Source organism: Bacteroides sp. AF39-11AC, assembly GCF_003474285.1.
Lineage (GTDB): Bacteria > Bacteroidota > Bacteroidia > Bacteroidales > Bacteroidaceae > Bacteroides.
On the sequence record NZ_QROH01000015.1, the window covers coordinates 34,842 to 57,119 of the forward strand.

Sequence of the window (22,278 nt, forward strand, 5' to 3'; positions counted from 1 at the left end):
ACTTAATATATTTGCTTTATGAATTATCAGACCGTTTTACAGAATTATCATCCCACTGAACAGGGGGATTTCATGTTGAGATATGAGATAGGTGGCCGGGGATATGTCGTTTACTCACCGGAGAAGGATGCGTTGTCTTGTATTGAATTACATGGCTTTTCCGAGCTTACTCCTTGGCAATTGGCTTTTGTTCTTTCCTTGGATATGCAGCAGATGAAAGAACAGGACGAGCTTTCTCTCTTCGTATGTTGTAAGCGAGAAAAGCTCTTGTCTTATCTTTTCGATGTGGAGGAAAGCGAAACCGTCTTGAAGACAAAGCACGTGTCCGGTTGGCAGGGCTATCTGATGATGGATATCCATAAGCCGGACAGGGTACGGAACGTGTTCCAGTTCCATCCGGAAACGAAAGAAGCCCGTTTGGTCTTTGATAACCGTTTATGTGTCGCTTCCCTTCGTGAGAAAGAAAAAGGAAAGCTCATCCATCTCTGTTGGAGTCCTTCTGTCTTTGCTGCCATCGATAAGGGAGGAGAGCGTACCGCACCGGCTTATCTGTTGGCTTCTGATGCTGCCTTGTTGCATGGGTATGCCATGAAACAGATTGCGGAATGCTTTGCCGGTACACCGGTTGAAGAACGGGTTATCGGTATTCATGTAGGGGATAATGTCTATGAGGCCTTGTCTTTTGTGTGCTATTACGTCCGTAACGTGCAGGATGAATATTTGGTTATTCCTGAGCGGAAAGATGGGATGGTGATTCTTGAAACCCCGAAATGGAATCCGATACGCCAGGCTAACTTCGTGGCTTCACTGAACAAGATGGCGGTTGACCAGGCGAAGAAACGCTATCCGGAAATGGAGGTTCCGAATGAACGGCCATTCACGTGCCTCTCTTTTGCCCGGAAGTCTTTCGTCTATTTCCCGGATCTGAAGGTGTATCAGGAGGTGTTCTTGAAGATGTATTTGGGGTTGGTGAGGTTACAGGAGGTGCATTTGCTGGGGTAAGGAACAATTGCAGTGCTGCTTATAAAATAGTGGCACTACTATTGTTAGAGTACTTCTATCATTCCTTTGGTTACGGCATCGGCCAGTAGTCTTTTTACAATCCTGCCACTGGGAGGATTGGTTATCCCAAGCGTTATCTCAACCCTGTTTGATAGAGGATGATAGTGCAGGTATTGGAGGATTTTCATACAGGTACAATTCGCATTGATAAAAATGAAAGCGTCACCGTCCCGTACATTCTTTCCCATCTGGTTGGTCACGATGCCGCTAAGCGTATAAAAACTCTTACGCATGTCTGTCGGATACGGGTAAAGATAATATCTGTTGGATTCATTCAAAGAAAACATAGGCTAACGGTTTGAATTCAAAAATATCAGGGTTTGCAATACCTCCGGTGACAAAGGGCTGTTCAAGCGGACTGTAACGCCATTGGGATAGGAGATCTCACATAGCGGCTGGGGAATTGGCGACGGGCTGACCGGAGGGGCAGACAGCAGGGATTTCTCCTTATGGGGAAGACTGACCTGGCCCTTACTGTTTACCTTTACCGGGATAAAGCCGCCTTTGCGCAACAGCTTGGAACGCCACTCGTAGAAACGTTTGGGACGAATACATTCATTCGAACAAAAATCCATAACTGACAGTCCGCTCGACTTGAAACGGGAATAAATAGATTCAAAATCTTCCATGGTCCATTGATGTGACATAACAATTGAGCTTTTTTACTTTGATTACAAAAGTAATATCACATTTTTAGAATGAAAGGGGGAGTTTATCGAATGCTTACATTTTTTTGTTTAATTAATATTATATTCTCCAAAATAAATGTTTTGGCGTATTATATGTTTAATAACCAATAAATTAGATAACTGTTTGATTTTGATTATAGTTGGATTTATATTGATATGGCGAAATACTTGGCTATTATATATCAATGTGAATAATGTTGGATTTTATTCTTCTTTTATTTCCGTACTGCCCTTTTCCTTGTTTTCTGCCTCCCCTAATGTACGTTTTTTCATAGCCCCGTCTGAGAGCCTTTGTTTTTGAACGGCAAATTTATTTCGGTGGATGGATACGAAAGAGTTCCGGTCTTCGCCCTTTGTACCGAAAAAAATAACGCCGGACGGCTTCGCTGTCCCCAACATTTTTTGTCGTCCAAAACTTTTCTCAATCCCTCCTTCCTTCTTGTTGTGTGCCGTAAAAAAAGGCTTATAAACTCAGATGGGGCATGAAAGCTCAAAAAAAAAGTCGGCAGAAAGAAAAGGCCATCCCGGAAAGGGGTTTTAAAAAAAGGTCTTTAAATCTAGCTGAAGCATAAAATTAGAAGTTTAACCCTTTAAAAATGTGACATATGATTACAGTGACGGAACAACTAAAGAATGTGTTTGAAGCCAACCCTTTGTACTCAAAAGAGGGGCAGGGGCTTAATGCGGAAGTCATCGCAAGGTTTTTCCTTCCTTTTTCTTCGGTGGTATGGTTGGTAACGGAAGCCGAACAGCAGGAAGACGGTGACTGGCTTTTTTTCGGTTATTGCCATATTCAAGAATGGGAATGGGGTTATGTGCTTCTTTCTCAAATTCAAGAGGTGAATGTTCGTGGGTTGACCGTGCAGCTGGATAAAGGACTGAAAACCGGTATAACGGTAAAAGCTTGCCTGAATTGATTAGAGAATAAACGGAGAGGGAACAACCCCTTTCCGCTTTCCAACCGGAATATTGAACTTAAAAACGGAAGTTATGGTTTACGAGACGAATTGCACGGAAATAACACAGGACAAATGGCGTGAGCTGATGAAGTACGGTAGAAAATGCTCCTATCGGCTGCTTACGGCGAGAATCAAGCGGGAATTGCCGGAATTATACCATGCGCTGGCTCTCCAGTTCTATAATCCTTATGCGGAACAGTGCAGGCAGACACCCACACATTATATATTGGTTCATTCGGCCATTGAATATTTTATCAGAAAACAATAAAGGACAAATGGTTATGAAAACAAAAAAGGTTGATAAAAAGAAAACGCTGGCTTATGCGGTGGCATTTTACTTTACGGATGTTTCCGTAAAGTTCATGATGGGGAATGCGATGTATGAGTATGTACATACCGTTTATGACAGGCGGTATGATAACGGTGGCTTTAATACGCTTGCCGTAGTCTATAATTACAAGAGGATGAAGTACGAGGTATTGGTCGTATCGGACGAGAAGGTAGGTGATAAGGAGATTCATATATTATAAGTTTCACAAACAGGGCTTTTGCCATATAAAAACGGCTTTTGAGATGAAAAAGTTATCGGCTTATACGGTTGCATCCAACTGCACCGACTTGACGGATATACGTGACGGCATCGCTGAAATACATGAAGCGATGAAGACTTGCGTTGAATCCGGGAAACATATCCCTTCATTCTATGTTTCCCGGTTGGCCAAACTGGAAACTAAAAAGAAGAAACTGGAGAAACGGACGCAGGTACACATGACCGTCACCATCCGTTTCTTTATAGATGATGATACCCTTACAATGGCAGTCAGGCATTGCCTTTTCTTCAAGCTGGAACCGACTCGGCAGAATGTGATGAAAGCCATCCGTGATGCGGTTCTTAATAACGGACGTTCCATTCTTGACTTTCCGGAAGCATGGGGAGAAGATCTTATGGATGTGTCTTTCTTTGATGTGGAGAATGCCATGAAGAAGCTGCGTTCCTCATTCGGCCTATAAACTTCATTGCATATTTTTCCGAAAGTAAAGTAACCGTTGGATTTTTGGCCAGCGGTTCTTTTTTCAAAAAAGAACCAAAAACTTTGAATACAATCTTTTTTCATCTTCTAACTTATGTATTCGGAAAAAATTCCATGGCATTCAGAAAAGGGATGATAGCGGTTTGGGGATTATAGGGTAGATTTGTGGGGTAAGCTTACAGAGACAGTTTTTATAGGCAGGTTCCGAAAAGCCTTTGAGAGAGTAGGAGAACATGAGTTATAATATATGGCTATAAGTATAAATGATAGACAATTGATTACACAATTTATTACTAATACTCAGAATTTGAATGTTAATTTACCTACAAATGGTGGAGGGTGTGCTAATTTAGTTAGAGGAATTATAGAACAGGCAACAGGAAAAAGAATTTCAGTTAATCCTTTTGGAGCTTCTTTAGAAAGTATGATACAAAAAATAAATACCTATCATGATTTAGCTAAATGTAATAATGGAGATATATTATATTTTGTGCATCTTCCTAATGCTGCTGTAAATTTACATCAAACTATTCATTATGCAATTTTTTGTAATGTTAATAATGCTGGTGTACAGAAAAATGTTATTGGGATAAATGGATTAGCAGATCTTTCTTTTTCTCCCACAGCTTATCATGGTGTTGTAGCATCTGTAATATCTCCGGGTAATTTTAATGGAGTAGGGCAGGTGATATATGATACTGTAGCATTCCCTAATATTCTTGGTGAATTGTATGTTATTGATTATGAATTGATATAGGAATAAGTTTCTTCGTTATTTTATGGCGTACAGTAGTATAGAAATAGAAAAAAACTGAAAATTGAATAGTAAATTTGTTTGCTCCATGTTACGTTTATTACCGCTTGTAATCGGGCTTTGCGCAGACTTTATGTCCTGAAGGCTTTTTAGTACCCCTTCCATTTGGAAGATTTTGACAGCAGCGATGAAGGTGGTGGAGGATATATCCGGCTGGAGGCTTTTCAGTGTGTTCTCCGATGGCTGATATCCTCTCATCTTCAGTTCCAGAATGGTATTGAAGTCATCATTTCGCATAGCCTTCATGAAAGCCTCCTCTTGTTCGTTGGCAATGTCCGGATTTGGATCGTATGCAGTTGCTTGCCGAACAAGAACAGACTTTTTATTAATGTAATAGTGTCGCTATTCGTCTGTTTTTATCTTCTAGCTAAAGGCAGTAACAACCGTTCCACAAGTTCTTTCTTGTTCTCAACGGGCATCTTGTTTCTGCCTTTGGCAATGACTTCAGCAGCCAAATCGCTTTTACGCCCGGCAATGTATTTCTGTCGCTTTCCGTTTATGAAGGCCTCGATACGGAAATCATGCCGGGTGTTTTCGATGATGTTGATTTCTGATACCAAAAAGCCATCCTCTGTCTCGTAGGGTTCGACAATGGTGGGCAGGTAGTGTTTCATGGTTTTCCCTATGATCGGAGATACCAAACCGGAAAGATGCTCTTCGATGCGGTCTTTCCAATAGTCATCGATTTGATGATTGGTGGCATAATCGTAAAAATGGCTGATGGCAAGGCTGACTTCTTCGATTATCCTTTTCGCATTCTTTATTCCGTTCTGTTTGGCAAATTGCATCAGGTCATCTTCCGTGATGTCGTTATCTTTTCCTGCAATGCTCATGGAGTGTGCGTTTTCGTATGCCGCACCGTCCAAATTGGTGGTGAATGTCATGTCGTAGGCTGGGGTGATGTGCCATGTGCCGTTTCTTTCCATCAGGAAAGAGAAATTCTTGATGTGGTCATCCACATTGCCGCCCATGATATTGAATACCGTCCTACGGTAGAGTTCGGACTGTTCGCTTGCCGGGATGTTCAGTTTTCGGCAGACTTCAAACAAATCCTCATAGCTCGTTGCATCCGGATTCATGGCAGCAAGTGTCTGTGTATGTATCTTCTCTCCGTTTATCCTATCGTAACGCTCCGTCAGGAAGTGATGTTTTCCCTCAATTTGAATGAGTCGGGAAGGCATCATCGTAATCCCGGCTTCCTTTGCCATCTCATAATATACCATTTCCATTTGCGTGAACGGAAAATCGTCCCCTTCTGCAAACTTCAATATGTAGTAGGTATAGCCCTCCGGTAAAGGGACTTGGCCGGAACGTATATCATGTGTCGTTTCATTGATGGCGATGATGGCTTTCGGGTGCTGCCCTCCGGCTGATGTACCTATCTCATAGATACTTTGCAGTTGCAGTGCTTCGTCATCTTGCACGGATATTTCCTCCCGTTCCTCAAAGATACGGCGTGCCAGTTGGTATAAACTCTCTATCTGGAGAGTGGAAGAGGATTCCAATCCAGGAGTGGCCGGGATGAACTCAAAGGCTCCCATTCCCCGTTTCCCGATGAAAGACAGTTTATCTACCGGTGTGAGTTTGCGCTTGGGGATATGGTTTTGTGCCGCCCATTGGTCGAAGACCATGTTACCCCACCGATCAGGCAATGAATCTGCCAAAAACGGTGGGAGACCTTGATAAGTCTTTTCTTTGTTTCCGAGTATGGGCATACCCTTTGCCGCCGGTCCTTTGACAGAAGCGGTCAGTGGGGCGATTTCCACTCCTTTCTTGATGAAATCCGGATGATAGTTGAAGACGGCTCTTTTGTTTCTTTCGTCCCAATAGAGCTTTCCGACTTCTTCTCCCCATAACATAACACTCACAACATTATTTTCCATGTCTTATCCTTTTCGGCTTTTTATTCATTATTCGTTCCATTGTATAGGCTGAAACAGGTATTTCCGGCATCAGATCATCCATCTGTTCCAGACAGTCCACTACTCGTAACAGGGCAAGAAAGTTGCCCATATTGATGTTATAGGCCTTCCCGTTCTCAAACTGGCGTAAGGTGATAAGGCTGACACCGGCTTTCTCGGCAGCCTCTTTTTGGGTGAGCCTATAGGTTAGCCTGTATTCCTTAAATCGTCTGCCCAGTTCCACTATGATTTCCGGATTGGCCATGGCTTGGGTGATGTGATTCGTTGTCATTTTACAAAGGTAAATATATTAATTGTTAAATCAAAATATGATATATAACAATTAATATATTTACTGTTATATTGAATTGTGCGCGATGTAGTTTGTGTGCTAATCCCCCAATTCCATGCTACGTTTATTGCCGCCTGTAATCGGGCTTTGCGCGGGTTTTATGTCCTGAAGGCTTTTTAGCATCCCTTCCATTTGGAAGATTTTGGCGGCAGCGATGAAGGTGGTGGCGGATACATCCGGCTGGAGGCTTTTCAGTGTGTTCTCCGATGGCTGATATCCTCTCATCTTCAGTTTCAGAATGGTATTGAAGTCATCATTTCGCATAGCCTTCATGAAAGCCTGCTCTTGTTCGTTGGCAATGTCCGGCATATGGATCGTATGCAGTTGCTTGCCGAACAAGAGCAGGTTTTCTCCGATAAAATCGGCGTGTTCCGGCTTGACCCCGCAATCCTTGGCAGTCTCATGCCAATGCGATACGGTTTCCTGTATCTCTTCGATAATCTGTTTGTGTTTCCGGATACCCATGTTCTCACCTACCTTTTGCAGATCTTCCATCGTGAAATTGTCTTGTTTGCCGTTGAGTGACAGCTGGTGGCGGTTCGTCCATTTGCCGCCCGGTGTGTATGAGTAGCAGAGGTCGTATGCTGGGGCCAGTTTCCACTTCCCTTGTCTATCCATCAGGAAAGATAAGTTCTTGCTATGGTCGTCATGGTTCCGGCTCATGACGTTGAACACCATTCTTCGGTATAGTTCCTCCTGCTCTGGATAAGGGAGGTTCATCTGCCGCATGATACGGAATATCTCTTCGTATGAATGGCGTTGGTCACGGTCATAGTGGGCAAGCCCGGCCAATGTCTGTACATGGATCTTCTCTCCGTCTTCCATACGGTCAAAACGTCGTGTCATAAAGTGATATGACTCTTTTTCCTGAAGTAACCGGCATTCCATCATATCGATACCGCAGGCTTTTGCCATCCGGTGATAGGCATATTCGATATTTCCTATTCCTTGTGGATTGTCCGTTATCTGCGTGTGTTCGCTGTATTTGCCGCCATCAAATTTCAACAGCCAATACCCGAATCCTTCAGGAGCTTTTACCTGTCCGGAGCGTACCTCTCCGGTAATATCGTTGTAGGCGATGATGGCCTTGGGCTTGGCACCTCCGGCAGATGTTCCCACTTTCAGTATATCCAGAATGTTTCTTCCTTCCTGGCGCAGTTGGACCTGAAAAGCCATTCTGTCCGTGAATACGGATTTGGCAAGCTCAGTCAGTTCCTCGATATGGAGCACTGATGATTCGTTCATGCCGTTGATTGGCGAGGACGGCTCAAACTCCAGTGCGCCCATGCCACGTTTGCCTACATAGCAAAGCCTGTCTAAAGGGGTAATCTCTTCTCCGGACAATCCCTTGCTGGCAAACCATTCATTGATGATCTGGTTTCCGAAAGTGTCCGGCAGTGAATCGGCAAACAGGCCGGGCAACCCCTTGAAACAGTCGGTACGGTTTTCAAGGAACCGGTAGGGGGTGTTCCTGTACTGGCTGATGGGCATGATGATGGGAGAAATGTCAAGACCGGAGCGGATGAACTTCCGTTCATAGTCGAACAAGGCGGCATTGCTTTCCTTTTCCCAATAGAGAGAGCCTACGCTTTCTCCCCATAGCTTTACATCTACTATCAAATCATTCATGGTTATCTTGTTTTAAATGGCGTACACGGTAGCGTTTCTTTCCTTGCAGTTTTTTGAGCTCTATCGGGCTGACCCGGATTTCCGGTACCAGTTGCTCCAGGTTCTCCAGCAGGCCGAGCGAGCGGAGTACGCTGATGAACAACAGCAGCGATACCGATTTGCCCTTCTCGATGTTCGCAACGGTCAAGGGGCTTACACCGGAAGCCGTTGCCAGTTCTTCCTGCGTGATATGCTGCCTGATACGTGTCTCTTTGATGCGCTGGCCGATTCTCATCAGCACAGCTGGATTGCTCATTTCATTCCACATGGTTGTTCCTTTTTTGCAAATATACAAATAATCCATGTAAATATATAGATTAACTTGAATATATGATGTTAATCTATATGAATACAATGATTATAGTTGCTTTATCGGCTGTTTTTTTCTTTGAACTAGGATGAAAACTGACTAAAATCACAATGTGTTGTGAATATGAAAGAGCTAGGAAAGATGATTAAAGAGTGCAGGAAGAGTTTGAAGGTCAATCAGCTGGAACTTCTCCGAACTGGCGGGCGTGGGCATCAATACGCTGGTGGCCATCGAGCGTGGAGAAGGCAATCCTAAATTGGCTACTGCTTTCCATTGGAGTTGATTAAAGTGCGGAAAAATGTATAAGATTGCTTCTATTATCTGTTTATTTTAGTATATTTGTGCTTTAAATAAGTGCGGATAAATGTATTATACGCTGTTTTTACATGTATAAAAATGCTGTTTGTAGATGAAAAGATTTGTTTTGCAACAACTTATAGAATGGAAAAACCGTGAGGATAGAAAACCTCTGATTTTAAATGGTGCCCGACAAGTTGGGAAAACATGGCTGCTCCATGAGTTTGCCAAACTTGAATACAAAAAAGAGGCTTATGTGGTATGCCGTAAGAATAACCTTGCACGCCAGCTTTTTTCTCAGGATTTCAATGTTGACAGAATTTTACGGGGGCTGCGTGCGATGACTTCCGTTGACATTACTCCGGGTGATACGCTTATTATCCTTGATGAGATACAAGATATCCCGGAAGCACTGGAATCTTTGAAGTATTTTAAAGAGGAGGTTCCGGAGTATCATATAGCTGTGGCAGGTTCACTTTTGGGGATATCCCTTCATCAGGATGTGTCTTATCCCGTAGGGAAGGTAAATGTCATCAATATATTTCCTATGAACTTTGAAGAGTTTCTTGTCGCCAAGGGAGAAGAAGAAGCTTGTAAATTGCTTATGAGTGGGGATTTTGAAACGATAAGCCTCCTGCATGACAAATATACGGATCTCCTTCGGCAATATTATTATGTAGGTGGTATGCCGGAAGTTGTACTCAAATATGTAGAAACGGATTCCTTGCTGGAAGTCAGAAGAATACAGTCGGAGATTTTGCAAGGCTATGATCTTGACTTCTCAAAACATGCGCCCAAAGAACAGGTTCCGCGTGTCCGAATGGTATGGAACAGCATTCCTTCCCAATTATTTAAAGAAAACAAGAAATTCATTTACGGAGCTTTGCGAAAAGGTGCCAGAGCCAATGATTTTGAGATGGCCATTCAATGGCTTGTAAATGCCGGGTTGTTGTATAAAGTGCCTCGATGTACCAAACCGGAGCTTCCGCTTGATATTTATGAAGACCTGTCGGCTTTCAAACTCTATATGGTTGATTTGGGGCTTATGGGTGCTATGGTCAAGACAGATCCGGCCCAAGTCTTGATTAAAAACGACATATTTAAGGAATACAAGGGAGGAATGACTGAACAGTATGTATTGCAGCAGATGAAAAGTAAGGGCGTGTCACCGATTTATTACCATAACACAGACAATTCGCGTCTTGAGTTGGATTTTGTTATTCAACGTAATGCCCAAATGGTGCCGATAGAAGTGAAGGCCGAAGGGAATGTCCGGGCCAATTCGTTGACAGCATTACTGGGAAAAAGACCGGAATTGCATGCGGAGAGATTTTCTATGTTGCCTTATAAAGTACAGGGTAATCTTACAAATTTTCCGCTATATGCAATATAGGTGTATCCTTTTCCCATGCCGGTCATACCGTTAGAACTGATTGATAAGTATGATGCGTATGTTGGCCGGTATGTCTATCTTTGTGGCAATGAAAACAGAGAGAGGATTGATTTACGCCTTGTTTTCCGGGACGGAAAGGAGATTGGCACGGATGATCTGAATCTGTATTATAATTGATGTGACGGCTTGGATGTCCCCCGGATGAATGTTCGGGGGATTCTTTTTCTTTTGGGCGTTCCTGTGGGACGGTCAGGCTTTCCGTTGCAAGTCCTCGCCTAAAGGCTGTGGGCTTTACTCTGCAATCCCTAACGCATGGCTGAAAAGTCCTCTTGCCGGTGTTCTTCTTCATACAGCCTCATGCGTTCTTGTAATGCTTCTTTTAAATTGTCGCTTTTTTTCAGTCCGAGTTTGGCACGTATGTTCGCTCGTTGGCTGGTTATGTTTCCGCTACTCCGATGTAATAATTCGCATATTTGGCTGACGGTCTTGTCTTGCAGTATTAAACGGCAGATGTTTAATTCGGACGGGGATAAATTGGGATATATTCTCCTGATTGTATCAAGTTTACTTTTTTCCTTTTTCTGGTATGCGGCAAGGGCTGTAAAAAGATTTTCTTTGGATTGTTCCCCTATTATGCTTAACAGGGAGCTTGTCTTTTCTTCCGGGTTATTCTCGCTTAACAACTCGGCGAACGCGAATAGTTCTTCCTTTTTCATTTGGAGACGTTTCAAAAGCATTTCCTCTTCCTCTTTTAGCAAGTTGCTACTTTTTAGCAAGCTGCTGATATTACTGTGTAAGGATCTTCCTAATAAGGGGATCATGGTGTATATGATGATGATCAAAGGCAGATAACTGTATAGGAACGGTTCGTCGGTGATAAGTGTGCAGATTGTATAGGAAGCTATGGTAAGGGAGGACAATAGGATGGAGATATTACTCATATAGGCACAGATGGAAAGCATGGTAAATAAGAGAGAGATACTAATGTTACTCATTATCAATGCTCTTTGATAACTATATTCATATCCGCTACATATTGAGCAATAAATTATTTCGATAAAAATCTCGATATGTATGGCTATCAGTATAATGGAAAAGGTCGTGGTCAGATTTACTCTCTTTTTAAAATAAGCGAGAGTGCACATAATGATAAACAGGAATAATACGCTGTTAATATAATAAAACTGTTCATTAGGAAATGGAACTGAATATATGTATATGGGTGCGCATAAGGCCAGCATGAGCAGGGATAGATGAAAGACACGTTTTTGTTGATACGTTATTATCATTTCTCTTTCTTTTTTGTCGTAAGTTTGAGTTTTTATTGAACTTAGAAAAGTAGCGGCTTTTGTGCTGATTTTCATGTGTTTTATTGTTTTAAGTGTTATTAAGTATAATGTTTCCTGCAAAAATAACTGTTTTTTTTTTTTTTTTTGTATGTTTAAGTACTTTTCTTTATGATGTTAAGTGTTTTTAATTGTTGTGTAAGCGTGATTGGCTGCTGTGGTAAGTGTTGTAGCTGTTGTGTGGTTGTCTTTTTAAGTATTTATAAGTTTAAAATACTTGTTTTTTGCTTTGGAGGTTGGTTTATAAGTGCATATCTTTAGCGGTTGAAATTCAGGGGGTGTAAAAGCCTGGGTTTGGATTGTCATATTAACAAATGATTAAATGACGAAAAGATGTTTTTTTTATATTAAATGTGTATTGTTCGTGCTCGTGTTGAGTATAAGCGGAGAAATATCCGCTCAGGAGAAGCGTGATTCGGTAAGGATCTATTTTCATCAAGGAAAGGTAAATATAGATACATGTTTACTTGACAATGGGAACGAGATGGAGCGGTTTGCTAAAATCTGTTCCGCATTGAACGACTCCGTCCGTCTTATCAGGAAAATTCAAATAATAGGAGGAGCTTCCCCGGAAGGAGGGGGGCTGTTGAATGGAAGGCTGTCTGAAAAACGAGCAGAGGTTTTGTGGCGGTATATATCACCTTATATAAAGATTCCGGTATTGGAGAAGGATTTTCATTTTTCGGGAAGTGACTGGAACGGACTTATAACGATGGTGAGAGCGGATGTGAATGTTCCGGAGAGGGAGGATGTCCTTCGTTTGTTGGAGAAGATCGTACGTTTGGAAAACCAGGACAGCCCTTATTGGGGGGGAGAACTGAAAAGACTGAAAGGGGGGAGGCCATACTCATATTTGTATAAATTCCATTTTCCGAAACTTCGTTCGTCGATGGTGAAAATATGCTATGATAGTGATCCGATAAATCCCGTCAGAGATACGGTATATATACATACACGTGATACGTTGTGCATCCGTGATACCGTTACCGTCATAGCTCCGGTAAAGAAACGGCCGTTTTGCATGGCGGTGAAAACAAACTTGCTTTATGACGCTGTTTTGATACCTGACATCGGGGTTGAGTTCTGTTTGGGGAAGAACTGGTCTGTGGCCGGGAATTGGATGTATGCCTGGTGGAAAAGTGATCGGAAGCATAATTATTGGCGTATCTATGGGGGAGATGTGGAGTTGCGCCGCTGGTTCGGTCGGAGAGCGGTGGAAAAACCGTTTTCCGGGCATCATGTCGGATTGTACGGGCAGATCGTCACCTATGATTTCGAATTGGGTGGGAAAGGTTACTTGGGGGATAAATGGAGTTACGGGGGAGGCGTGGCTTACGGCTACTCGTTACCTGTGGGACATCGGTTCAATGTGGATTTCACGTTGGGAATCGGCTACCTTGGAGGATCGTACAAGGAGTACATCCCTTTGGACGGTCACTATGTATGGCAGACCACTAAAAACCGCCGCTGGTTCGGCCCGACCAAGGCGGGTATCTCTTTGGTGTGGTTGATCGGGCGGGGGAATTATAGCCGGAAGAAAGGAGGCAGGCAGTGATACGGATACGCTTTAGTCTGGTGTTCATATTTTTATGGATAGGACTGACGGCTTGTGAGCATAAGGATTTATGTTACGATCATCCGCACTTTGCCACGGTGCGGGTAATATTCGACTGGACCAAGATTTCCAATCATGACAAGCCTGAAGGCATGAGGGTCGTATTTTATCCGACCGATGATGAAAGCAACACGTGGATATTTGATTTCCCCGGAGGAGAGGGGGGGGAAGTGGAGCTCCCCGAGAATGATTACCGGGTAATTTGCTTCAACTACGATACCGACGGGATGGTTTGGAAAGGAAACGGCAGTTACACGCTTTTTACTGCCGATACGCGTGATGTTCGGTCACCGGATAACCGGACAATGGCTGTCACCCCACCCTGGCTGTGTGGCGACCATATAGACGGAGTTATCCTCAAGGACATTCCGGGAGGAAGCGCGGAGATAGTACGGCTAACTCCCGTAAACATGGTATGTCACTACACGTATGAGGTGAACGGTCTTCGGGGACTGGATAGGGTGGCGGATTTGCGGGCCGCTCTTTCCGGCATGTCCGGCTCGCTTAACATGTCCGGCGACAGTTTGCCCGCCGGTCTTTCGGAGAGCCTGCTCTTTGATGGAATGGTTTCACGGAATCAGATTATAGGCGGATTCTATACGTTTGGACATTCCGCACTTGAAGGAGAGCCCAATGTTTTCCGGCTGTATCTCAAGAACCGTTCCGGCAGCATGTCTGTATTGGAACAGGACGTGAGCGACCAAGTGCATGATGTCCCGGTAGCGGGGCATGTCGGTGATGTGCATCTGGTGTTGAATTTTGATTATGAGGTACCATTCGAGCCGGGAAGTGACGGTGCGGGATTTGATGTGGACGTTGATGATTGGGATGATGTGAATGTGGATATAGTGTTATAAACGGATATTTGAGTTTTCAGTGCGGATTGGATGCCGGGTAAACGCTATGTCAACTATTAAGTAATCGAGTTTATTAATTATATGTATCAATTTAATTTATTTTTATTTATGAAAAAAAGTACAGTAATGCTTTGGGCAATCTTTGGAGCACTACTCATGGGTTGCTCAGACGAGGAGATTGCGAATGTGGAAACCTCCTCACGAAATGCGATTGGTTTTAACGTGTTAAGTAATGCGGCGGAAACGAGGGCTACCCCTACTACCAACACCAACTTGAAGAACACCGATTTCGACGTGTTCGCTTTTACGGCGGATGGTACTGCCTTCATGGGAAAGGTCGACACGGAATTTGGACATGACGGAGTGAATATCGTGTACAAAGATAATAAGTGGGATTATAAAAATGCGGGCGATCTTCGTTATTGGCCTACCGAGCCTTTGGACTTTTACGCGTTCAATCCCGGAACGGTTGATGAAGCCATGCAGTGGAGTTATATGTGGGAAGCCACCAAGGATACTCAAAAGATAACTTATTCCTGCTCCGATGAGTATGGATCTGGTATCAATGCTCATGAAAACTACGACGTGATGTATGCCATAGCCAAAGGCCAGACAAAAGACAAGAACAACGGAGTAGTGAAATTTAACTTCAAGCATATTCTGTCACAGGTCGTATTCAAAGCAAAGACCGAATACGATAACATGCAGGTGAATATAAAGGACATCAAGATTTTTAATGTAAAAATGGGCGGCGTCTACACATTGCCTGCGACAGCCGATGGAACGGGAAGTTGGGCTGTGGGTGATTGGCCTGAAAGCTCTACAGGAGGAGGTTTTATTACCGTAGTGCAAGGCAAATCCATCGAGGTCAATAGTAATACCACAGCTACCGATATTTCCGAAAAAACTCCTATGCTGAATATACCACAGAAGCTGACAGCATGGAAAGTTTCCGAAGAAGCCACCAATACCAAGATAAAAGCCGACGGTGCGCATCAATGTTACCTGTCGATCACCTGCAAAATCCAGCAGTCCGGAGGTTATCTGTTGGGTTCAGCAGATAGTTACGGAACAATTTATGTTCCGTTCGGAGATACATGGGTAGCGGGCAAGCGTCATATCTACACGTTGATTTTCGGTGGTGGTTATACTGATCAGGGAGAGGCTGTGTTGAATCCGATCCAGTTTAATGCAGAGACAACAGAATGGGTTGATGCAAATAGCAACGTAAACGTTAAACCTTAAACAAAAAGTTTATCAATATCGTACCCGTTGGCAGGTTAAACATACGCAAGATTAATCCCGCCAACGGGTTCTTTATAGGGAATCGCATTTTCAATATACTTTTTGATGTGTAGGGGTGCTTTTTGCGTACCTTTTTCCTGGAGAATTTCTTTTGTGGAGTGTTTGCCCTGTATATTCCCGATACGCTGTTATAGCAGGGAACTGTTTTTATCCAAGTAGTCAGATATAGCCTCTTGCAATACCGATTTTAGCGAATCGCCTTTGCGGATCGCGATCAGCTTTAAGTTCTGGTGATAGGTTTCGTCCATGACAAAATTACAATGCACGGTTTTCGCTTTCTTCGGCTTTTGAGCCTCTTTTTGCCCGGCCGTGGATTGGATCAGGCTGTCTAATCCCCCGGTCAGCCCGGCCGACATACTGTTTTTTAAATCGTTCTTCTTTGCCATATGGTTACTTTATTTCTGTTAGCAGTTCGTTACATACCTTTTCGTAGTCCTCTGCCCCGGCAGATTTGGGGGCATAGTGAAAAATATCCTGCCCTTGTGTCGGGGCTTCGGCCAGCGTAATGGCGTTGCGTATATGGGTGCTGAACACTTTGCCCTGGAATGTTTCCTGTACCAGTTCCGAAACGCTCTTGTTCAGGTTCTTTCTTCCGTCGTACTGGGTTATCAGAACCCCGGCTATCGAAAGATCCGAGTTCAAACGTTGCTGCACCTTGTGGACGACCTGCATAAGTTTGGCCATTCCACGCATTGCCAGGAATTGAGCCTGAACCGGGATAATCAACCGATCCGAGGCCGTCAGTGCGTTAAGCGTGAGCAGCGACAGCGAGGGGGGGGCAGTCGATCAGGATATAATCGAATTTTTCCTTTTGGCCCTTGATAAGGTGGGCTAAGATAAGTTCCCGCCCGGCCTCGTTGATTAACTCCGTTTCAACGGCCGAGAGATCCAGGCAGGAGGGAACGACGCTAAGACCGCCCTTATGCTCGTAGATCGGCAGGTCGTATTCGCCTTTCATCGCACCGTAGATCGTTTGGGGAAGCTCCGCGGAGAAGCCCAGCGATTCGGTCAGGTTGGCTTGTCCGTCAAGGTCGATCAAAAGAACCTTGTACCCTTTTTGACGTAACGCGCCGCCCAGGTTGATCGTGGTTGTAGTCTTTCCTACTCCCCCTTTGTGATTCAATACGGAGATTACTTTTGCTTTGCTCATAAATTCAGTTTTTTAAATGGTTGTCATGTCCGCAAATATAGTCAAAAACTAATATACTAAAATACTAAAAGTAGTATTTTTCGTTTTTTGCGTGTTTTTTGTGCCGATCGGGGAAGCGTACCGAAATAAATCCGGTTTCCACCTTTCGGTACGTTTTGTTTCTGTACCGGAATTAATCAAAGATTAGAATAACCATAAATGTTTTTATACGTTAATCATACGTATGTATATATGTATATATTTGTTTTTGAGTATCTTTGTGTGCTATAAATAAAAAATAAAAGACATGAGCACTTATTCGTATAAAAATCCGAAGTTTATAAATTCCCCTAAAGGGATGGTTGAAGTTGTAGAAGTGATTTATGACGGCAAAGATGATCCGGCCTATTCACTGGCTATTATTAAATGGGAAAATACCTATAAATTAGGTATTCGTTGGAACATCGCTTATAGTGAATGGGACGATTACCGCAAACAGAACGGGCAAGATGAATGTATAGGTAATCCACAGTCGAGAGGTATTCCCACCTGGTTTGTTTTGCCCGATGATATGATGTTTAGTGAGAAGTTCAGCGGTGCGATGCAGAGGCTTGATGAATTAAGAAAAGGTAAATAAGTAATGGAACAGGGAGAAATCATATTATACCAGCCGGATGAAGCGGTCAAGTTGGAAGTGAGGCTGGAAGATGAAACCGTTTGGCTGACACAGGCGCAAATTGTGGATCTTTTTCAATCCAGCAAAGCAAATATAAGCGAGCATATAAAAAACATATATGATCAGAAAGAATTAGAGGAAAGTTCAACTGTTCGGGATTTCCGAACAGTTCGACAGGAAGGCAAACGGCAAGTGATGCGCAATCTGACTTATTACAATTTGGATGCGATCATATCCATTGGGTTTCGTGTCAATAGTAAAAGAGGTATTTTATTTAGGCAATGGGCGAATAAGGTTTTAAAGGACTATCTTTTAAAAGGGTATTCCATTAATAAACGTTTGTCAGAACTTGAAAGGACTGTCGCTCAACATACCGAGAAGATAGATTTTTTTGTGCGTACTGCCTTGCCCCCGGTCGAAGGCATTTTTTATAACGGCCAGATTTTCGATGCGTACAAGTTCGCTACCGATCTGGTAAAGTCGGCCAGGCGTTCGATCGTGCTTATCGACAACTATGTGGACGAAACGGTCTTGCTCATGTTGAGTAAACGCAGCGTCGGTGTCTCGGCCACCATTTACACCCAGCGTATCACGCAGCAACTCCAACTTGATCTTGACAGGCATAACAGCCAGTACCCACCTATCGACATCAGGACGTACCGGGACAGTCACGACCGTTTCCTGATCGTTGATGAAACGGACGTGTACCATATCGGAGCCTCGTTAAAGGATCTGGGGAAAAAGATGTTCGCTTTCTCAAAGCTGGATATTCCGGCGGCTGTGATTACTGACCTGTTATAATATCCTTTGTCTTATGAATGGGCTGTCGCAAAAGAAAAACCCGTTCTTGATGAACGGGTATATCCTTGACTTGGTTACGTGTTTTGATAACAGAGGCTTTACCAAGCATTACAATGCAAAGATAGTAATTATAGGTTAATTAGCGAATTTCTTTTTTGGATAGATCCGGAAATAATGCCTCCTTGAAAGAGGTGGATAAGGTGATTAAAACAATAGATAAGGAAGAACAAAAGCAAAAGGGATGAATGTGGTTATTTATTCACGTGTAAGCTCGCAGTCGGCCAGGCAATCGACCGAACGGCAGGTTGTCGATCTGGAGAGGTTCGCAGCCGGACGGGGGTACGAGGTGACGGCGGTCTTTGAGGAAAAGATAAGCGGACGAAAGGCCAATATCGAACGCCCGGTTTTAAGCCGTTGCCTGGAATACTGCACAGATCCGCAGAACCGGGTGGATATGTTGTTGCTGACCGAGATCTCACGCCTGGGGCGTTCAACCCTGGAGATCCTAAAGTCACTCGATACGCTGCACACGCATAAAATATGCGTGTATATTCAAAACCTGAACCTGGAAACGTTACGGCCGGACAAGACGGTAAACCCCTTGTCCTCTCTGATCACTACCCTGTTGGGGGAACTGGCCGCGATCGAACGCCAGGGGATCATCGACCGCCTTAATAGCGGACGGGAGTTGTACATCCAGAAAGGGGGCAGGCTGGGACGGAAGCCGGGAAGCCGGAAAACGGCCGAACAGAGGAAAGAGGAATACCGGGAGGCGATCGCCTTGTTAAAGAAAGGCTACTCGATCCGGAACGTGGCGAAGCTCACGGGAAAGGCCGTTTCGACGATACAACAAGTAAAAAAAGACTTCATTAGTAGCTGATTATCGGAACAAATATTGTATTTTTGCAACAAATACGAGTAAATGCACATAATTAAAAACGAGTATTTACACGTGTCTAAAAACGAGTATTTGCACGAAAATAATCAGAATCTAAATAAAAACGGTTATGGCAACAATGGCGGAGAAAATGGCGGCTTCACTGGAGGAATTAAGAAAGCTCCAGGAGAAAGACCGCTGTGTCGTCCTGCAAGGGACGGCCGAGATAGGGAGGACGCATTTAACCCGGCTGTTGGATAACGGCTGGTTGCAGGAAGCCTAATCCGAAGCCGTCTTTTGCGGCGGCATTTGAAAGACGTTCAAATGCACCGAATACTCGTTGTTGCTCATCTTCGGTCATGCCCGTACCGGTATCTTCAACGATAAGTTTCAGCAAACCGTTATCATAATCCGCTGCCAATGATACACTACCGTTATCCGTGAACTTGATGGCGTTTGACAACAAGTTGTTGCCGATTTGCAGGATACGTTCCTTGTCGGTCAAAACCACCGCATCGGTGTGGCTCTCCACTATCAAAGTCAGCCCCTTGTTCATGGCAATGGGCATGAACTCCGTTTCAAGAATATGCGTGATTGCGGAAATCCTGCAAGGGGAAAGGTTGGGTTGCTCCTTGCCGTTGTCCAGACGGAAGAAATCCAGCAGCGTGTTGAGCATCTCCCGCATACGCTCGGAAGATTGCCGGATATTATCCACATACATGGTGCTTTTATCCGCGCTACAACTTTTCTGCATCAGTCCGGCATAGCCTCATTTTGTCAATCGTATTTTTTCGTGGTAGAAGTAGTTTACGATGACAGGTTTGCCTTTTTCCGAGCGTCCGTATGGCAGATCGTTTATACGATACGGGAAGCCCTGCTCCTTGGCGTAATTTGAAATGTCCTGCTCCAATGCCTGCCAGTATTCAAGCCTTTTTTTATTGTAAATTTCCTCGTAAAGCGGTATGAGGTCAGGATACTTCTCACGGATATACGTCATTATCCCGCCTTTGAACTGCCCGCGTAAATTCAGGTTTTCAAGCCAGATTAAATCAGCATAATCTTTTACCTCCTCTATTATTGCCTTTACGTCTGTTATTCTGGGGAATATGGGCGAGACGAAGCATACGGTGCGGATACCTGCCTCGTATGTCTGACGCATCGCTTTCAGACGGCGTTCAATGCTTACGGCGTTGTCCATATCTGCGCAGAACTGCTCGTCGAGCGTATTGACAGACCATGACACAGTCACTTTGGGAAAACTCTTCAACAGGTCGAGATCGCGAAGGACAAGATCGGACTTTGTGCATATCATAATCTCGGCATCGCTTCCTCGCAGCTCTTCGAGCAGCCTTCGGGTACGGTGGAATTCTTCTTCATACGGATTGTAACCGTCCGTCACAGACCCTATTACAACACGTTCACCGTCGTATTTATGAGGATTCGTTATCGGCTTCCAGTTTTTTACATCTAAAAACGTACCCCACGGCTCGGTGTGCCCGGTGAACCGTTTCATGAACGATGCGTAGCAATACCTGCAGGCGTGGGGACACCCTACATAAGGGTTGACCGAATATCCTCCCACCGGCAGAGAGGATTTGGTCATTACACTCTTTACATCTATTTCCTTTATTGTATCCATATTCATTGTATTCGTCTGGTAAATTGTTCCGGCAATTCCTGAATCATTCTTTCGTCGCCCATAATCGGCAGCAAATCCTCTTTCATGAACACCGGTATGCCATGAGCCTTTGCCTGTTCTGCAATGCTAAGCACCCATTCGGGGCGCGAATATGACTTTCCTTTTCGGTTTCCGGTCTCTGTGCCTATGACAATCCAGTCAATTCCCTCGAAATCAATCTCGCCGATATCATCGAAGAGAGGTTCAAACGTGACATGGTAGTGTCGTGCTTTGATATTCTTTTTCAAATCATCAATCCTCCTTTTCTCGGAACTGCGCGTAACGGTCACGCCCATCCATACGTTCTCGTCGTCAGAGGAGAAACTGATTTTGTCAGGGCGCTTCGTCAGAAAGATATAGGCGTGCTGGGGATTGCTGCTGATCCGCTCGAAAATTTCTGCGTTCCATTCAGGCTTCCAATCGGAGAAATCGCTCATTCCTGTCATGAGCCACACATGAGGACGGGACGTATCGATGATGCGCAGTTTTCGTTCCATGTATTCAGGCACGGAAAAGTCGTCGGTAATGTGGAAACGGCGGCAGTTGTTACGGGCATAGCAGTAAGGGCATCCTATAGTGCACCCTACCACTATGTTCATGTTTTTTATCAGGGATTTAATGCAGACACTCATAACACAACTGTTTCTCCGTCCTCCGGGATAATCAGCCGGCTCATGTCGGCTTCGTGATGCGTTGCCTCATTGCGCAGAATTGCACGGGTGGTCTGGCAATGGTCGATGGCATCCATGTGTACGGCTATCAGCTTGATATGCGAAGGCAATTCGTCAAGTATCTGCATCACTTCGTTCTCGTCGGGGATGATAGGACCGTCCGTTTTGGAAAATTCGGGAAAGATTGCACCTCCGGAGTTTACCACGATATAGTCAGGATTGAACCGTTCCACGGTGTCTCGGATACATGCTTCCCATCGGCAGTCACCCATTATATAAACGGTCGGGAAGCCCTCGGCTTTTAGCACATAACCTGATACAGGTCCCATCATCTGCCCGATCTGCCCGAAACCATGATGTCCGGTCGTGCGGTAAATGGATATGCCGTCTATTGTTTTTATTTCTTCGATGGGTATCACATTTGTAAATCCGTCGTTTCTGATGGCGTCCGCGTCCTGGGGCTGAACGTAGAAAGGAATTTCTTTGGGCAAATGTGTGGGGACACTCGGCTCGTAATGGTCGATGTGATTGTGGGTCAGGAGCACCATGTCCACGCCTCCGATAATATCCTGAATAGGAATGGTGAGGTGTACCCTCGGTGTTTTATTCACACCGAGGGCCGATATCAAAGTGCCTTTGTCGGCTAAAACGGGGTCAATTAGCATGGTGTGTCCCGCATACCTGATTTTCAAGGTGGCATTGCGCACCAATTGTACTGTAGATGTCTTTTTCATGACTATATGTCTTGTTATTGATTACGGGTGCAAAGTTCGGAAGAATCCGGCGAAACATCTATGCCTGAAAAAACGGTAATTATGCCATTTTGATAAATGAAATTATTATCTTT

25 protein-coding genes and 3 pseudogenes are annotated in these 22,278 nt (G+C 44.2%); 14 read left to right on the forward strand and 14 right to left on the reverse strand.

Annotated elements, in window-relative coordinates:
- Nucleotides 1–18: 18 nt before the first annotated feature.
- Nucleotides 19–1,002 (forward strand): hypothetical protein, encoded by a 984-nt coding sequence (locus DW036_RS24420; RefSeq protein WP_005868869.1) that lies wholly within the window; start codon nucleotides 19–21, stop codon nucleotides 1,000–1,002.
- Between the two features lie 44 nt (nucleotides 1,003–1,046).
- Here DW036_RS24420 and tnpB read toward each other — a convergent pair whose 3' ends face one another.
- Together tnpB and DW036_RS24430 are read right to left on the reverse strand one after the other, a co-directional pair.
- Nucleotides 1,047–1,349: an IS66 family insertion sequence element accessory protein TnpB gene (gene tnpB, locus DW036_RS26135; RefSeq protein WP_083444256.1), complete on the reverse strand. Its 303-nt coding sequence runs from the start codon at nucleotides 1,347–1,349 to the stop codon at nucleotides 1,047–1,049.
- A gap of 3 nt (nucleotides 1,350–1,352) precedes the next feature.
- Nucleotides 1,353–1,709, reverse strand: a complete 357-nt coding sequence (locus DW036_RS24430) for a hypothetical protein (RefSeq protein ID WP_004319780.1) — start codon at nucleotides 1,707–1,709, stop codon at nucleotides 1,353–1,355.
- Between the two features lie 647 nt (nucleotides 1,710–2,356).
- Here DW036_RS24430 and DW036_RS24440 point away from each other — a divergent pair.
- From DW036_RS24440 to DW036_RS24460, 5 genes are all read left to right on the forward strand, one after another.
- The gene (locus DW036_RS24440; protein ID WP_005868826.1) at nucleotides 2,357–2,668 is read left to right on the forward strand and encodes a DUF2958 domain-containing protein; all 312 of its coding nucleotides are present in this window, start codon (nucleotides 2,357–2,359) and stop codon (nucleotides 2,666–2,668) included.
- 73 nt (nucleotides 2,669–2,741) lie between these two features.
- Entirely contained in the window at nucleotides 2,742–2,978 is a 237-nt protein-coding gene (locus tag DW036_RS24445) for a hypothetical protein (RefSeq protein ID WP_005868824.1), read from the forward strand.
- Nucleotides 2,979–2,991: 13 nt separating this feature from the next.
- On the forward strand, nucleotides 2,992–3,240 hold the full coding sequence (locus DW036_RS24450; protein WP_005868823.1) for a hypothetical protein: 249 nt from the start codon (nucleotides 2,992–2,994) through the stop codon (nucleotides 3,238–3,240).
- A 43-nt stretch (nucleotides 3,241–3,283) separates the two neighbouring features.
- Nucleotides 3,284–3,721: a hypothetical protein gene (locus DW036_RS24455; protein WP_005868821.1), complete on the forward strand. Its 438-nt coding sequence runs from the start codon at nucleotides 3,284–3,286 to the stop codon at nucleotides 3,719–3,721.
- Between the two features lie 267 nt (nucleotides 3,722–3,988).
- Nucleotides 3,989–4,498, forward strand: a complete 510-nt coding sequence (locus tag DW036_RS24460; protein ID WP_007569216.1) for a hypothetical protein — start codon at nucleotides 3,989–3,991, stop codon at nucleotides 4,496–4,498.
- Between the two features lie 15 nt (nucleotides 4,499–4,513).
- On the opposite strand, the gene DW036_RS24465 is transcribed toward DW036_RS24460, so the two are convergent.
- From DW036_RS24465 to DW036_RS24485, 5 genes are all read right to left on the reverse strand, one after another.
- A complete protein-coding gene (locus DW036_RS24465; RefSeq protein ID WP_007569214.1) occupies nucleotides 4,514–4,801 on the reverse strand; it encodes a hypothetical protein in 288 nt (95 codons plus the stop codon).
- Between the two features lie 110 nt (nucleotides 4,802–4,911).
- Nucleotides 4,912–6,438: a type II toxin-antitoxin system HipA family toxin gene (locus tag DW036_RS24470; protein ID WP_005868817.1), complete on the reverse strand. Its 1,527-nt coding sequence runs from the start codon at nucleotides 6,436–6,438 to the stop codon at nucleotides 4,912–4,914.
- Nucleotides 6,428–6,748: a helix-turn-helix transcriptional regulator gene (locus DW036_RS24475; RefSeq protein WP_005868815.1), complete on the reverse strand. Its 321-nt coding sequence runs from the start codon at nucleotides 6,746–6,748 to the stop codon at nucleotides 6,428–6,430. The genes DW036_RS24470 and DW036_RS24475 overlap by 11 nt, the downstream gene beginning before the upstream one ends.
- Nucleotides 6,749–6,847: 99 nt before the next feature.
- On the reverse strand, nucleotides 6,848–8,437 hold the full coding sequence (locus DW036_RS24480; RefSeq protein WP_005868813.1) for a type II toxin-antitoxin system HipA family toxin: 1,590 nt from the start codon (nucleotides 8,435–8,437) through the stop codon (nucleotides 6,848–6,850).
- Nucleotides 8,430–8,780 carry a helix-turn-helix transcriptional regulator gene (locus tag DW036_RS24485; protein ID WP_005868812.1) on the reverse strand — a complete coding sequence of 117 codons (351 nt, stop codon included), beginning with the start codon at nucleotides 8,778–8,780 and terminating at the stop codon, nucleotides 8,430–8,432. The genes DW036_RS24480 and DW036_RS24485 overlap by 8 nt, the downstream gene beginning before the upstream one ends.
- Before the next feature lie 129 nt (nucleotides 8,781–8,909).
- Here DW036_RS24485 and DW036_RS26140 point away from each other — a divergent pair.
- Nucleotides 8,910–9,069, forward strand: a pseudogene (locus DW036_RS26140) (helix-turn-helix domain-containing protein).
- A gap of 126 nt (nucleotides 9,070–9,195) precedes the next feature.
- A complete protein-coding gene (locus DW036_RS24495; RefSeq protein WP_005868811.1) occupies nucleotides 9,196–10,476 on the forward strand; it encodes an ATP-binding protein in 1,281 nt (426 codons plus the stop codon).
- Nucleotides 10,477–10,781: 305 nt separating this feature from the next.
- Here the strand turns inward: DW036_RS24495 and DW036_RS24500 are convergent, their stop codons facing one another.
- The gene (locus DW036_RS24500; protein WP_007564609.1) at nucleotides 10,782–11,840 is read right to left on the reverse strand and encodes a LuxR C-terminal-related transcriptional regulator; all 1,059 of its coding nucleotides are present in this window, start codon (nucleotides 11,838–11,840) and stop codon (nucleotides 10,782–10,784) included.
- Nucleotides 11,841–12,144: 304 nt separating this feature from the next.
- Between DW036_RS24500 and DW036_RS24505 the strand changes: the two genes are divergently transcribed.
- The 3 genes from DW036_RS24505 (at nucleotide 12,145) to DW036_RS24515 (ending at nucleotide 15,539) form a co-directional block, all read left to right on the forward strand.
- The gene (locus tag DW036_RS24505; protein ID WP_007564611.1) at nucleotides 12,145–13,377 is read left to right on the forward strand and encodes a DUF3575 domain-containing protein; all 1,233 of its coding nucleotides are present in this window, start codon (nucleotides 12,145–12,147) and stop codon (nucleotides 13,375–13,377) included.
- Nucleotides 13,374–14,294 (forward strand): DUF5119 domain-containing protein, encoded by a 921-nt coding sequence (locus tag DW036_RS24510; protein ID WP_007564613.1) that lies wholly within the window; start codon nucleotides 13,374–13,376, stop codon nucleotides 14,292–14,294. The genes DW036_RS24505 and DW036_RS24510 overlap by 4 nt, the downstream gene beginning before the upstream one ends.
- 108 nt (nucleotides 14,295–14,402) lie before the next feature.
- Nucleotides 14,403–15,539 (forward strand): fimbrillin family protein, encoded by a 1,137-nt coding sequence (locus DW036_RS24515; protein WP_181993396.1) that lies wholly within the window; start codon nucleotides 14,403–14,405, stop codon nucleotides 15,537–15,539.
- Between the two features lie 188 nt (nucleotides 15,540–15,727).
- Here DW036_RS24515 and DW036_RS24520 read toward each other — a convergent pair whose 3' ends face one another.
- Nucleotides 15,728–15,985, reverse strand: a complete 258-nt coding sequence (locus DW036_RS24520; protein ID WP_005648607.1) for a hypothetical protein — start codon at nucleotides 15,983–15,985, stop codon at nucleotides 15,728–15,730.
- Between the two features lie 4 nt (nucleotides 15,986–15,989).
- Nucleotides 15,990–16,749: pseudogene (locus DW036_RS24525) on the reverse strand (ParA family protein).
- A 286-nt stretch (nucleotides 16,750–17,035) separates the two neighbouring features.
- Here DW036_RS24525 and DW036_RS24530 point away from each other — a divergent pair.
- The 3 genes from DW036_RS24530 (at nucleotide 17,036) to DW036_RS24540 (ending at nucleotide 19,085) form a co-directional block, all read left to right on the forward strand.
- Nucleotides 17,036–17,365: a hypothetical protein gene (locus DW036_RS24530; protein ID WP_007564632.1), complete on the forward strand. Its 330-nt coding sequence runs from the start codon at nucleotides 17,036–17,038 to the stop codon at nucleotides 17,363–17,365.
- 3 nt (nucleotides 17,366–17,368) lie between these two features.
- Nucleotides 17,369–18,205, forward strand: a complete 837-nt coding sequence (locus DW036_RS24535) for a virulence RhuM family protein (protein ID WP_007564633.1) — start codon at nucleotides 17,369–17,371, stop codon at nucleotides 18,203–18,205.
- Nucleotides 18,206–18,446: 241 nt separating this feature from the next.
- Nucleotides 18,447–19,085: a recombinase family protein gene (locus tag DW036_RS24540; protein ID WP_007564634.1), complete on the forward strand. Its 639-nt coding sequence runs from the start codon at nucleotides 18,447–18,449 to the stop codon at nucleotides 19,083–19,085.
- Nucleotides 19,086–19,359: 274 nt separating this feature from the next.
- Here the strand turns inward: DW036_RS24540 and DW036_RS24545 are convergent.
- From DW036_RS24545 to DW036_RS24560, 4 genes and pseudogenes are all read right to left on the reverse strand, one after another.
- Nucleotides 19,360–19,851, reverse strand: a pseudogene (locus DW036_RS24545) (sensor histidine kinase); the annotation flags it as partial.
- The gene (locus DW036_RS24550; protein ID WP_004329298.1) at nucleotides 19,852–20,727 is read right to left on the reverse strand and encodes a radical SAM mobile pair protein B; all 876 of its coding nucleotides are present in this window, start codon (nucleotides 20,725–20,727) and stop codon (nucleotides 19,852–19,854) included.
- Nucleotides 20,724–21,392 carry a radical SAM mobile pair protein A gene (locus DW036_RS24555; protein WP_004329299.1) on the reverse strand — a complete coding sequence of 223 codons (669 nt, stop codon included), beginning with the start codon at nucleotides 21,390–21,392 and terminating at the stop codon, nucleotides 20,724–20,726. Before DW036_RS24555 ends, DW036_RS24550 begins: the two co-directional genes overlap by 4 nt.
- Complete coding sequence (locus DW036_RS24560; protein WP_004329300.1) at nucleotides 21,389–22,165, reverse strand: MBL fold metallo-hydrolase; 777 nt, start codon at nucleotides 22,163–22,165, stop codon at nucleotides 21,389–21,391. The genes DW036_RS24555 and DW036_RS24560 overlap by 4 nt, the downstream gene beginning before the upstream one ends.
- Between the last annotated feature and the right edge of the window lie 113 nt (nucleotides 22,166–22,278).